Below are 12,896 nucleotides of genomic sequence, written 5' to 3'. Positions count from 1 at the left end.
GGCCGGGGCCGCCGTCTTCGATGATTGCGGGGTTGGGGCGATTCCTGTGGGGGTAGTGCCGGCCGCTGGCCGGCAACGGCAGGGTCTCGCCGAAAGTTCATGGGGTTGCCGGCCAGCGGCCAGCACTACCTGCCCCGCCCACCCGGGTAGAATGCCCGCATGAAGATCGCCTCGTGGAACGTCAATTCGCTCAATGTCCGCCTGCCGCACCTGGAGCAGTGGCTCAAGGACTTCGGCCCGGACATCGTCGGTATCCAGGAAACCAAGCTGGAGGACCACAAGTTCCCCGATTCGGCGCTGATCGCCGCGGGCTACCGCAGCGTGTTCGCCGGCCAGAAGACCTACAACGGCGTGGCGCTGCTGTCGCGTGAACCGGCGCAGGACGTGCAGATCGGCATTCCCGGCTTCGAGGACGAGCAGAAGCGCGTCATCGCCGGCACCTTTGGCGACCTGCGGGTGATCAACCTGTACGTGGTCAACGGCCAGGACATCGGCACCGACAAGTACGAGTACAAGCTGCGCTGGCTGGAGGCGGTGCACGCCTGGATCGCCGAAGAACTGCAGCGGTACCCGAAGCTGATCGTGATGGGCGACTTCAACATCGCCCCCGATGCGCGCGACGTGCACGACCCCGAGGTCTGGAACGAGAACCACATCCTGACCTCCACCGCCGAGCGCGGCGCGCTGGAAAAGCTGTTGCAACTGGGCCTGCACGATGGCTTCCGCCTGCACAACGACGAGGCCGGTGTGTTCAGCTGGTGGGATTACCGCGCCGCCGGCTTCCGCCGCAACCTGGGCCTGCGCATCGACCTGACCCTGGTGTCTGATGCGCTGAAGGGCAGTGCGGTGGCTTCGGGTATCGACCGCGAGCCGCGCACCTGGGAACGCCCGAGCGACCATGCGCCGGCGTGGGTGCAGCTGGGTTGAACGAACCGGGCCCGGCAGTTGCCGGGCCCGTTCTGGAACGTCTGCCGGCCAGCGGCCGGCGCCACCGTCGCCTCAGCGTATGCTCTTGCGGGTGAACAGGTTGACGATCGCCAGCAGGATCACCGCACCGATCAACGAGAACAGGAAGGTGCGGATGGTGATCGCCTCGTTGATGCCGCCGCCGAACAGCCAGCCGGAAATCAGCGCGCCAACGATGCCGACCACGATGTTGAGGATGATGCCCTGCTGGGCATCGCGCTTCATGATGATGCTGGCCAGCCAGCCTACGATGCCGCCGACGATCAGCCAGATGATGATGCCCATGATCGAACCTCCGGTGGGGAACTGTGACCAGTTGACGCGCAGGGCTGTGAACCCATCGTGCAATTGCGTGATGGGCGCGTGCGGATGAGCCTGCCAGCCACCCTCGACGGCCCGTGGCGCTTCGGTCCGGTGACGGTCTGGCGGCGCCCGCACGTGCCCGGTCAGCGCGGCGAACCGCAGGCGCGGCAGGTGCTGGCGCAGGCATTGGGAGCTGAACCGGAGGCATTGCCTCTGGTGCGCGACGACAAGGGGCGGCCCGAGCTGGGCGGCGCACTGGCCCACTACGGCACCGGCTGGAGCCACAGTGGCGAGGTGTTGCTGGTGGCGCTGGGCGAGGGCGTGCGGCTGGGCGTGGACCTGGAACTGCTGCGGCCGCGGCCGCGCCTGCTGGAGATCGTTCAGCGCTTCTTCCACCCCGAGGAGGTGGCCTGGCTGGAAAGCCTGGACGAGGCCGGGCGCGAACACTGGTTCTTCCGCGTGTGGTGCGTCAAGGAAGCCATGTTGAAGGCACACGGGCAGGGCATCTCCTTCGGTCTGCACCGGCTGCTGCTGGCGCCGGGGGGCGACGGCGCCCTGCACCTGCGTTGGTGCGATCCGGAACTGGGCGAGGCTGCGCGCTGGCACCTGCACGAATGGCAGGCGACGGGCCAGTTCCGCGCCGCATTGGCCTGGTATCCGCACTGAAGCGGCGAATCGGTGGGCAAAACCGGCGATAATGCCGGCATGAGCGAACACGAACTTCCCGCCGGCGTGGCCGCCACGCTGGAGCAGGGCCTGGCCAGCATGGGCCTTGACGCCGCACTGGCGCCGCCGCTGCTGCGTTACCTGGCCCTGCTGCACCGCTGGAACGGCACCTACAACCTCACCGCCATCCGCGACCCGCAGGAGATGGTCACCCGCCACCTGCTTGATTCGCTGGCGATGCAGCCGTTCGTGGCCGAGGGCAGCCTGGCCGATCTCGGCACTGGCCCCGGGCTGCCCGGTATCCCGCTGGCGATCGCCTGCCCGGGCCTGCAGGTCACCCTGGTGGAGAGCAACGGCAAGAAGGCGCGCTTCATGCGCGAGGCCGTGCGCCAGCTGGGCCTTGGCAATGCCCGTGTGGCCGAATCGCGCGCCGAGGCGCTGGACGAGGCCGGCCGCTACGACCAGCTGACCGCGCGCGCGATGGATACCCTGGCCGGCATCGTCCGCGTCGGTGGCCATCTGCTGCGCCCCGGCGGCGTGTTGCTGGCCATGAAGGGCGTCTACCCGCATGAGGAGATCGCCGCGCTGCCCACCGGCTGGCAGGTGCGCGAGGTAACCCCGCTGAGCGTGCCCGGCCTGGCTGGAGAGCGCCACCTGGTCACCGTTACCGGCCCCTGATTCCCGCAGCCAGCCCCTTGTGGAACAACGGGTTGGCGATTCACGATTTCCGCCCGGGGCCGGTTGTACGCATAATGGCCGGTCCCAACCATCCGTCGACGAGGCACACCTGCATGGCCCGCATCATCGCCATCGCCAACCAGAAGGGTGGCGTCGGCAAGACCACGACCGCCGTCAACCTGGCCGCTTCCCTGGCCAACGCTCCCAAGCGCGTGCTGTTGGTCGACCTGGACTCGCAGGGCAACGCGACCATGGGCAGTGGCGTGGACAAGCGCGAGCTGGCCGCCTCCACCTGTGATCTGCTGCTCGGCGAGAACAGCGCCGCCGACGTCCGTGTGCAGACCGCCGAGGGCTATGACCTGCTGCCCGGCAACATCGATCTGACCGCCGCCGAGATCCAGCTGATGGGCGAGAGCGAGCGCGAGCAGCGGCTGAAGCGCGCGCTGGCGCCGATCCGCGACGAGTACGATTACATCCTGATCGACTGCCCGCCGGCGTTGTCGCTGCTGACGCTCAATGCGTTGGCCGCTGCCGATTCGGTGATCGTGCCGATGCAGTGCGAGTACTACGCCCTGGAAGGCCTGAGCGCGCTGGTGGAAACCATCGAAGCGCTGCGCGCCAACCTCAACCCGGCGCTGGAGATCGAAGGCGTGCTGCGCACCATGTTCGATGTGCGCAACAACCTGGCCAACGCGGTGTCGGCCGAGCTCACCGAGCACTTCGGTGACCGCGTGTTCCGCACCATCGTGCCGCGCAACGTGCGCCTGGCCGAGGCGCCCAGCCATGGCCAGAGCATCGTCGGCTACGACCGTGCCTCGCGCGGTGGCGTGGCCTATCTGGGCCTGGCCGGCGAGATCATCCGCCGCAACAACGAACGCAACAAGGCCGCCAAGGCCGTGGAGACCGTCTGATGACCAGCAGCAAGCCGGCAGCCAAGAAGCGGGGCCTCGGCCGTGGCCTGGATGCGCTGCTGGGTCCCAAGGGGGCGGCCAGCCAGGTGCAGGCCGCCACCGCGGTGATCGAGCCGCTGCCGGGTGAAGTGCTGCGCAAGCTGGCGGTGGGCCAACTGCAGCCGGGCAAGTACCAGCCGCGCCGCGAGATGGACGAGGGCAAGCTCTCCGAGCTGGCCGATTCGATCAAGTCGCAGGGCGTGATCCAGCCGATCCTGGTGCGCCAGCTGCCGGCGGGCAATTACGAGATCGTTGCCGGTGAACGCCGCTGGCGCGCCTCGCAGCTGGCCGGCCTGGACGAAGTGCCGGTGGTGGTGCGCGAGCTGGAAGACCGCACCGTCATCGCGATGGCGCTGATCGAGAACATCCAGCGTGAAGACCTCAACCCGCTGGAAGAAGCCGAGGCGCTGCAGCGCCTGATCAGCGAGTTCACCCTGACCCATGCCGAGGCCGCCGAGGCCGTCGGCCGCTCGCGCGCGGCGGTGTCCAACCTGCTGCGCCTGCTGGAGCTGCCGGTGGCGATCCGCCTGCTGCTGGAAACCCGCCGCCTGGAAATGGGCCACGCCCGTGCGCTGCTGACCCTGGCCCCGGAACTGGCCGGCAAGCTGGCGCAGGAAGCGGCCGATGAAGGCTGGTCGGTGCGCGAGGTCGAGCGCCGTGCGCAGGCCTTTGCGGCTGGCAAGGTGCCGAGCAACCGTCCGGTGGCGACGCCGAAAGTGCAGCAGGCCGACATCGCCTCGCTGGAAACCGAGCTGTCCGAATCGCTGGGCGCCAAGGTGGCGATCAACCACGGTCGTGGCGGCAAGGGCAAACTGATCATCCACTACACCGACCTGGACACCCTGGACGGCGTTCTGGAAAAGCTGCGTACGCGCCAGGGCTGAGTCCGGCGCAGTGACAGGGGATACGGCCTGTTCCTGCCGTGTCCCTTCAATGACAGGGAACGCACCGCCGCGCGTGCCGGGGGATGCACTGCCTTCCGGCCCGTGGCCTCATCCAGGGAGAAGGACATGAGCAACACATTCGACGACGTCAGCCCGGGCGGCAGCCCGATCATGGTGCACAGCCGCCAGAAGGACTTCACTGCGCCGCAGGGCGAAGAGCACATCGAGGCGATCGGCGCACACATCGAGCGCCATCTCGGCCCGGTGTCCGGCGTTTTCCACGAAATCATCTCCGACCTGGTGCACATCGACGTACATGTGGTGCCGGCAACCGAGGCGTTCCCGTACCTGCGCCTGGTGACCTCCGGCATGAGCGACCTGCCGATGACCGTACCGGCCGAGGTGGATGCAGACGTGCCGCGTTACATGGAACTGATGGTGACCCTGCCGGCCGACTGGCCGATCTCCCAGGACGCCTTCGAGGACGAACGCAACTACTGGCCGGTGCGACTGCTGAAGGGCATGGCACGGCTGCCGCACGAGTACGACACCTGGCTGGGTTTCGGCCACACCATTCCCAACGGCCATCCCAGCGAGCCCTATGCGCCGGGCGTGGGCTTCGACGGTGTCATCGTGCTGCCACCGGTGACCGCCCCGGAGGACTTCGCCACGCTGGAACTGGAGGACGGCAAGACCATCAGCTTCATGACCCTGGTCCCGCTGTACCCGGAAGAGATGGATCTGAAGCTGAAGAAGGGCGCCGAGGCACTGCTCGACCGTTTCGATGCGAAGAAGATCCAGGATGTGATCGAACCCGGCCGCAGCAACGTGGCCAAGAAGCGTTTCGGGCTGTTCTGAGCCCGCGGCGTATCCTCTGCACCTGTACTCATTGATTTCCAGGCAACTGCAATGACCCTCCTGCTCACCGGCGCTGCCGGCTTCATCGGTGCCTACACCGCCCGCGCGCTGCTGGAGGCCGGGCAGCCGGTCGTCGGCCTGGACAACTTCAACGATTACTACGACCCGCAGATCAAGCGCGACCGCGTGGCCGCGCTGTGCCCGACGCTGGACCTGCGCACGCTGGACCTGACCGACCGCGAGGGCCTGGCCGCGTTGTTCGATGAAGTGCAGCCGACGGCGGTGATCCACCTGGCCGCACAGGCGGGCGTGCGCTATTCGCTGGAAAACCCGCACGCCTACGTCGACAGCAACCTGGTCGGCTTCGTCAACATGCTCGAGCTGTGCCGCCACCGTGGCGTGCAGCATCTGGTGTATGCCTCCAGCAGCTCGGTCTACGGCGATTCGGCGACGCCGCCGTTCTCGGAGGACCAGCGCGTGGACCAGCCGCGCTCGCTGTACGCGGCGACCAAGGCCGCCAATGAGCTGATGGCCTACACCTACGCGCAGCTGTATGGCCTGCATGCCACCGGCCTGCGCTTCTTCACCGTGTATGGCCCGTGGGGCCGGCCGGACATGGCACCGCTGCTGTTCTCGCGCGCGGTGCTGGCCGGGCGTCCGATCGACGTGTTCAACGAAGGCCGCATGCAGCGCGATTTCACACATGTCTCCGACATCGTGTCGGGCATCCTCGGCGCGCTCGCGCATCCGGCCGATGGTCCGGTGCCGCACCGGGTGTTCAACCTCGGCAACCATACACCGGTCGAGCTGGAGCGCTTCATCAGCGTGATCGAGCAGGCCGCCGGCCGCCCCGCGCAGAAGGTCTACAAGCCGATGCAGCCCGGCGACATGGTGCGCACGATGGCCGATACCCGGCGCGCACATGCCGCCTTCGGCTTCGATGCGGTGACCCCGATCGAAGCAGGGCTGCCGCCCGTCGTGGAATGGTGCCGCGAGTATTTTGGCGACCGCGCCTGAGCAATCGTCCTCACGCGGCCGGGTTCATCTTCGGATAACCTCGGCTGCGGAGAATGCGCGGTCTTTGTCCCCCCTTGGCCGAGTCCCCCATGAGCCAACCCGAGCTTTCCGTTGTCGTCCCCGTGTTCAACGAGCGCGACAACGTCGCCCCGCTGGTCGCCGAAATCACCGCTGCGCTGCGCGGCCGGCTGCCGTTCGAGATCGTCTACATCGACGATCATTCGCGTGATGACACGCTGGCGGTGCTGCAGGGCCTGAAGGCCACCACGCCGGAACTGCGCGTGCTGCACCATGTGAACCAGAGTGGGCAGAGCACCGCCGTGCGCACCGGCGTCAAGCACGCGCGCGCGCCGTGGATCGCCACCCTCGATGGCGATGGCCAGAACGATCCGGCTGATATTCCCAAGCTGCTGGCTGCGCGCGATGCGGCCCAGGCGCAGGTGAAGCTGTTCGCCGGCTGGCGCGTCAACCGCCAGGACAGTGGCAGCAAGCGCTGGGCCAGCCGCTGGGCCAACGCCATCCGTGCGCGCATGCTGCGCGACGATACGCCGGACACCGGCTGCGGCATCAAACTGTTCGAGCGCAGCGCGTTCCTCGATCTGCCGTACTTCGACCACATGCACCGCTACCTGCCGGCGCTGATGCAGCGTGCGGGCTGGCAGACCACCAGCGTGCCGGTCAACCACCGCCACCGTACCGCCGGCGTGTCCAAGTACAACAACCTGGGCCGCGCCCTGGTCGGCATCCGTGACCTGCGTGGCGTGGCCTGGCTGATCACCCGCAGCAAGCGCACTGCGGTGGAGGAGCGTTGATGATGCTGGAGCTGCCCTGGCTCGACCAGCCGCTGACCTGGCTGTACTGGACCGGCCTGCATGTGACTGGCTGGAAGCTGATCGGCTACACCGGTGCGCTGATGTTCGGTGGCCGCTGGCTGGTCCAGTTCGTCGCCTCCAAGCGTGCTGGCAAGCCGGTCATCCCGCGCCTGTTCTGGTACATGAGCGTGGTCGGCAGCCTGATGACGCTGAGCTACTTCCTGTTCTCGGCCAAGCAGGACTCGGTGGGCGTGCTGCAGAACCTGTTCCCGGCGTTCACCGCGCTGTACAGCCTGCACCTGGACATCAAGCACCGCGGCTGGAAGCGCGACAAGGCCAGCCACTGAGGGCCCCGGGGTAGGGGCTCGGGGTCGGATCCCTTTCCGCAGGAAAGGGCTCTGACCCCCGTCAGGATCCCCGGCGCATCCACGCATGGCGTGGATCTACTGCATGTTCAGCGGCGGTACCCCGGTAGATGCCGACCTTGGTCGGCGCTGGGTTTCCGAGGTGCCAACCAAGGTTGGCAGCTACCAGAGCAGCCGGAGCCCGGTCCTGCCTGCGTTGCAGGCAGGACCTTCGTCCCATGCCACAGGCGGTGGGCGGTGCCATGATCGGGGTCTGCCTTTCCGGGAACCTGTGCTCGTGAAAACCCGTCTTGCTGTCGCCCTGCTGATTGCCCTGTCCGCCCCCGCCGTGGCCCTGGCCGCACCGCCCGCCGCCGCCGCGCCAGCCAGCGTGGCCACCGAATCGCCCGCCGACGCGGCCTTCCGCGCGCTGTACGAGAAGGAATGGAAGTGGCGCCAGCAAGGAGGCGGCGAGGCCAGCGAGGACGAAGACGCTCCGGCCAACGCCACCCGCATGCCCGACGTCGGCCCGGCCGCGCAGCAGGCGCGCCTGAAGGTGTGGGACGAGACCCTGGCCGCACTGAAGAAGATCGACCCGAAGACCCTGTCGCCCGACAACCAGATCAACTATGCGATCTACCGCGACCAGGTGTTCAACCTGGCCGAAGAAGTCCGCCTGCGTGGCTACGAGATGCCGTTCAACGCCGACTCCTCGTTCTGGTCCAACCTGTCCTTCATGGCCCGGCGCGAGATGAAGACCGCGCAGGACTACCAGAACTACATCGCGCGCCTGAATGACGTGCCGCGCTACTTCGGCCAGCAGACCGAGAACATGCGCGCCGGCCTGAAGCGCGGTTTCAGCGTGCCGCGTGCGGTGCTCGATGGCCGCGAGGTGTCCATCGCCACCGTCGCCGAACTGAAGGACCCGACCGAATCGCCGCTGTACGCGCCGTTCAAGAAGCTGCCCAACACCCTGCCGGCTGCCGAGCAGGCCAAGCTGCAGACGCAGGCGCGTGCGGCGATCAGCGGCAAGGTGGTGCCGGCGTTCCAGCAGCTGCGCACCTTCTTCGTCAACGAGTACGTGCCGCAGGCGCGCACCACCCTGGCCGCTGAAGCGATGCCGGACGGCAAGGCGTACTACACGCAGCAGATCCACGAGTACACCACGCTGGACCTGTCGCCGGACGAGATCCACCGCATCGGCCTGGACGAAGTCGCACGCATCCAGAGCGAGATGAACGACATCATCAAGCAGGTGAAGTTCAAGGGCAGCTTCGCCGACTTCCTGACCTTCCTGCGTACCGACCCGCAGTTCTATGCCAAGACGCCGGAAGAACTGCTGTCGCGCGCGGCGTGGATCTCCAAGCGGGCGGACGGCCAGCTGGGCAAGTACATGACGCTGCCGCGCGCGCGCTTCACCATCGTGCCGGTGCCGCCGGACATTGCGCCGTTCTGGACCGCCGGCCGCGGTGGCATGGGCACCTATTGGCTCAACACCTACAACCTGCCGTCGCGCCCGCTGTACAACCTGCCGGCACTGACCCTGCACGAATCCGACCCAGGGCACTCCCTGCAGGGCGCCATCGCTGCCGAGCAGAAGAACCTGCCCGAGTTCCGCCGCAACGCCTACATCTCCGCCTATGGCGAAGGCTGGGCGCTGTACTGCGAGAAACTGGGCGTGGAAATGGGCATCTACGAGACCCCGTACGAGGATTTCGGTCGCCTGACCTACGAAATGTGGCGTGCCGCGCGCCTGGTGATCGACACCGGCGTGCACAGCAAGGGCTGGACCCGCGACCAGGCGCTGGCCTACCTGCGTGACCACACCGCGCTGAGCGAGCATGAAGTGACCACCGAAGTGGATCGCTACATCTCCTGGCCGGGCCAGGCGCTGAGCTACAAACTGGGCGAGATCGCCATCGTGCGCCTGCGTGCGCAGGCCGAGAAGGAGCTGGGCGACAAGTTCGACATCAAGGGTTTCCACGACACCCTGCTGAAGCAGGGCTCGGTGCCGTTGCCCGTGCTGGAACAGCAGATCCAGGCCTACATCGCCGAACGCAAGAAGGCCTGACCGGACGCGTCGCCGGGCCATGCCCGGCGAGCGTGATGTGATCGGGTCAGAGCCCCGCCGATGGCGCGGATCCGACCCTGTCACGGGGTCGGATCCCTTTCCCATGGAAAGGGCTCCGACCCCCAACCTCAGCCCACCGGACGCGGCTTGGCCACGCGCGCAGCGAAGGTCGGCAGCACCAACAGGGTCAGCACGGTGGCGGTGATCAGGCCACCGATCACTACCGTGGCCAGCGGCTTCTGCACCTCCGCACCGGAACCACTGGCGATGGCCATCGGGATGAAGCCGACGATCGCCACCAGTGCCGTGGTCAGCACCGCGCGGATACGGCTGGAGGCACCGTTGATCGCCGCGTGCAGCGGCAGGTCACCGGCATCCAGGCGCTCACGGATCGCCTGCATCAGCACCAGGCCGTTCAACGTGGCCACACCGGAGACGGCGATGAAGCCGACCGCCGCCGACACCGAGAACGGCATGCCACGCAGCAGCAGGGCGAGGATGCCGCCCACCAGCGCCAACGGCACGCAGCTGAACACCAGCACCGCCTCCTTGCCGCTGCGCAGGGCCATGAACAGCAGGCTGCCGATCAGCAGGAACACCACCGGCACCACCGTCGCCAGCCGCTTTTCCGCGCGTTGCAGGTTCTCGAACTGGCCGCCCCAGGTCAGGTAGGCACCCGGCGGCAGCGTCACATCGGCCACCGCTGCCTGGGCCTCGCCGACGAAACCACCCAGGTCACGCCCACGCACATTGGCCTGCACCACCACGCGGCGGCTGCCGTTGTTGCGGCTGATCTGGTTCGGTCCTTCGCTGACGGTGATGCGCGCCACCGACGACAGCGGAATCACCAGCCCCGACGGCGTGGCGATCGGCAGTGACGCGAGCTGGTCCGGATCATTGCGCGAGGCATCGTCCAGGCGTACCACCACGTTGAAGCGGCGATCACCTTCGAAGATCTTGCCGGCCGCCGTACCACCGATGCCGGTGGACAGCGCATCACTGACATCTGCTGCGGTCAGCCCGTACTGCGCCGCCGCCACATGATCGATCGCCACGTTGAGCGTGGGCAGGCCGGAGATCTGCTCCACCCGCACGTCGGCTGCGCCATCCACCGCACGCAGCTTCAGCGCTACCTGGTCGGCCACCTTCTGCAGCTGGCTGAAGTCATCACCGAAGATCATCACTGCCAGGTCGGTACGCACGCCGGAAATCAGCTCATTGAAGCGCAGCTCGATCGGCTGGCTGAACTCGAAGCTGTTGCCCAGCTGCTGCCCGGCCAGTTTTTCGAAGCGGGCCACCAGCGCCTCCTTGTCCAGCTTCGGATCGGGCCAGTCCTTGCGCGGCTTCAGTACGATCACGCTGTCGGAGATGTTCGTCGGCATCGGATCGATCGCCGCCTCGGCGGTACCCGTGCGCGAGAACACGGTCTCCACTTCCGGCTGCTTGGCGATCGCCTTCTCCAGCGCCAGCTGCATCGCCAGCGACTGCTCCAGCGAGGTCGAGGGCACGCGCAGGGCCTGCATCGCCACATTGCCTTCATCCAGCGTCGGCATGAACTCGCGGCCCAGCAACGTGAACGAGCCGATGCCCACCACCACCATCATCACCGCACCGGCCACCACCGAGCGTGGATGCGCCACGGCCGTGCGGATCACTGGTTCGATGCGGGCACGCAGCACGCGGATCAGCTTCGTCTCGTGCTCACCATCCTCGGAATGTGCGTCGCCATCCTTCACCTTCGGTTCGCGCACCAGCAGTGCGGCCATCGCCGGCACGAAAGTGAAGGAGAAGATGAAGGCACCGATCAGGGCCAGCATGAAGGTCGCTGCCATCGGGTGGAACGTCTTGCCCTCCACGCCTTCCAGGGTGAGGATCGGCGCGAATACCAGCAGGATGATCAGCTGGCCGAACGCTGCCGGCCGCGCCATCTTCATCGCCGAATCGGCGGCCACGCGCAGGCGCTCCATCGCGGTCAACGCACGTCCCAGTTCGGCGCGGCGCTGGCCGAGCATCAGCAGCGTCGATTCGATCACGATCACCGCACCGTCCACCAGGATGCCGAAGTCCAGCGCACCCAGGCTCATCAGGTTGCCGCTGATGCCGAAGCGGTTCATGCCGATCACCGCGAACAGGAACGACAGCGGAATCACCAGCGCGGTGATGGTGGCTGCACGCAGGTTGCCCAGCAGCAGGAACAGCACCACCACCACCAGCAGCGCGCCCTCGGTGAGGTTCTTGGCCACGGTCTTGATGGTGGAGTTGACCAGCACGCTGCGGTCCAGCACCGGCGCCGCCACGATGTCGGCCGGCAGTGATTTGTTGACCTGCTCCAGGCGCGCCGCAGCAGCCTGCGCCACGGTGCGGCTGTTGCCACCGGCAATCATCAGCGCGGTGCCCAGCACGGCCTCGTGGCCGTTGCGACTGGCCGCACCCAGGCGCGGCGCACGGCTCAGTTCGACCTCGGCCACATCGGCCACGCGCACCACCACGCCATTGCGGGTGGCCACCGGCGCCTGTGCAAGATCCTCGGTGGTCAGCGCCAGGCCATCGGCACGCACCACCAGGCCTTCGCCGGCACGCTGCACGAAACCGGCGCCGGCCTGCACGTTGGAACGCTGCAGCGCGGTGACCAGGTCGGCCAGACCGAGGCCATGCGCGGCCAGGCGGGCGCTGTCCGGATGCACGCCGTATTCCTTCACGTAGCCGCCAACCGTATCGACGCCGGCCAGCCCCGGGCTGGAGCGCATCTGCGGCGCGATGATCCAGTCCTGCACGGTGCGCAGGTAGGTCGCGCGTTCTTCCGGCGTACGCAGCAGGTTGCCTTCCGGCGTGCGGTAGACCTCGCCGGCCTGCCAGCCCGCTTCACCGGGCTCGGCCAGCTTGGCCGGATCGAACGTGGTGAAGTCCACCGTCCACATCAGTACTTCGCCGAGGCCGGTGGTGACCGGCGACAGCATCGGCGATGCACCATCGGGCAGGTCATCGGCCGCTTCGCGCATGCGTTCGGCCACCTGCTGGCGCGCGAAGTAGATGTCGGTGGCATCGGTGAAGATCGCGGTCACCTGCGAGAAGCCATTGCGCGACAGCGAACGGGTGGTGGTCAGGCCGGGAATGCCGGCCAGCGCGGTTTCCAGCGGATAGGTCACCTGGCGCTCGATCTGCTCCGGGGTCAGCGCCGGCGCCACCGTGTTGATCTGCACCTGGCGGTTGGTGATGTCCGGTACCGCGTCGATCGGCAGCTTGCCGAGCTGGAACAGGCCCACGGCCGCGATCAGCGCGGCCAGGAACACCACCAGCCATCGGTGCCGTACCGCTGTTTCAATGATGAGCTTGAACATGGTCGGTTC

The 12,896-nt window shown here is 67.3% G+C and carries 12 protein-coding genes; 10 read left to right on the top strand and 2 right to left on the bottom strand.

Going from position 1 to position 12,896, the window contains the following annotated elements; genetic code table 11:
* Window positions 1–159: 159 nt before the first annotated feature.
* On the top strand, window positions 160–927 hold the full coding sequence (gene xth, locus ABH900_RS20060; RefSeq protein WP_429624986.1) for an exodeoxyribonuclease III: 768 nt from the start codon (window positions 160–162) through the stop codon (window positions 925–927).
* 72 nt (window positions 928–999) lie between these two features.
* Here the strand turns inward: xth and ABH900_RS20055 are convergent, their stop codons facing one another.
* Window positions 1,000–1,251: a GlsB/YeaQ/YmgE family stress response membrane protein gene (locus ABH900_RS20055; protein ID WP_005411656.1), complete on the bottom strand. Its 252-nt coding sequence runs from the start codon at window positions 1,249–1,251 to the stop codon at window positions 1,000–1,002.
* Window positions 1,252–1,335: 84 nt separating this feature from the next.
* Between ABH900_RS20055 and ABH900_RS20050 the strand changes: the two genes are divergently transcribed.
* The 9 genes from ABH900_RS20050 (at window position 1,336) to ABH900_RS20010 (ending at window position 9,549) form a co-directional block, all read left to right on the top strand.
* Window positions 1,336–1,935 carry a 4'-phosphopantetheinyl transferase family protein gene (locus ABH900_RS20050; protein WP_429624985.1) on the top strand — a complete coding sequence of 200 codons (600 nt, stop codon included), beginning with the start codon at window positions 1,336–1,338 and terminating at the stop codon, window positions 1,933–1,935.
* 39 nt (window positions 1,936–1,974) lie between these two features.
* Window positions 1,975–2,613 carry a 16S rRNA (guanine(527)-N(7))-methyltransferase RsmG gene (gene rsmG, locus ABH900_RS20045; RefSeq protein WP_429624984.1) on the top strand — a complete coding sequence of 213 codons (639 nt, stop codon included), beginning with the start codon at window positions 1,975–1,977 and terminating at the stop codon, window positions 2,611–2,613.
* Window positions 2,614–2,726: 113 nt separating this feature from the next.
* Complete coding sequence (locus ABH900_RS20040; protein WP_429624982.1) at window positions 2,727–3,524, top strand: ParA family protein; 798 nt, start codon at window positions 2,727–2,729, stop codon at window positions 3,522–3,524.
* Window positions 3,524–4,447, top strand: coding sequence for a ParB/RepB/Spo0J family partition protein (locus ABH900_RS20035; protein ID WP_429624981.1), 924 nt, complete (start codon window positions 3,524–3,526; stop codon window positions 4,445–4,447). Before ABH900_RS20040 ends, ABH900_RS20035 begins: the two co-directional genes overlap by 1 nt.
* 126 nt (window positions 4,448–4,573) lie before the next feature.
* A complete protein-coding gene (locus tag ABH900_RS20030) occupies window positions 4,574–5,305 on the top strand; it encodes a suppressor of fused domain protein (protein ID WP_429624979.1) in 732 nt (243 codons plus the stop codon).
* A 51-nt stretch (window positions 5,306–5,356) separates the two neighbouring features.
* Window positions 5,357–6,322: an NAD-dependent epimerase/dehydratase family protein gene (locus ABH900_RS20025; RefSeq protein ID WP_429624978.1), complete on the top strand. Its 966-nt coding sequence runs from the start codon at window positions 5,357–5,359 to the stop codon at window positions 6,320–6,322.
* A gap of 89 nt (window positions 6,323–6,411) precedes the next feature.
* Entirely contained in the window at window positions 6,412–7,134 is a 723-nt protein-coding gene (locus ABH900_RS20020) for a glycosyltransferase family 2 protein (RefSeq protein ID WP_429624976.1), read from the top strand.
* Complete coding sequence (locus tag ABH900_RS20015; protein WP_429624974.1) at window positions 7,134–7,481, top strand: lipid-A-disaccharide synthase N-terminal domain-containing protein; 348 nt, start codon at window positions 7,134–7,136, stop codon at window positions 7,479–7,481. The genes ABH900_RS20020 and ABH900_RS20015 overlap by 1 nt, the downstream gene beginning before the upstream one ends.
* Window positions 7,482–7,776: 295 nt before the next feature.
* Window positions 7,777–9,549: a DUF885 domain-containing protein gene (locus tag ABH900_RS20010; protein WP_429624973.1), complete on the top strand. Its 1,773-nt coding sequence runs from the start codon at window positions 7,777–7,779 to the stop codon at window positions 9,547–9,549.
* 128 nt (window positions 9,550–9,677) lie between these two features.
* Here the strand turns inward: ABH900_RS20010 and ABH900_RS20005 are convergent, their stop codons facing one another.
* The gene (locus tag ABH900_RS20005) at window positions 9,678–12,887 is read right to left on the bottom strand and encodes an efflux RND transporter permease subunit (RefSeq protein WP_429624972.1); all 3,210 of its coding nucleotides are present in this window, start codon (window positions 12,885–12,887) and stop codon (window positions 9,678–9,680) included.
* Window positions 12,888–12,896: the final 9 nt, after the last annotated feature.

Origin of the sequence: Stenotrophomonas sp. AN71, assembly GCF_050435725.1 — a bacterium.
Lineage (GTDB): Bacteria > Pseudomonadota > Gammaproteobacteria > Xanthomonadales > Xanthomonadaceae > Stenotrophomonas.
This window is presented reverse-complemented; position numbering and strand designations above follow the sequence as displayed.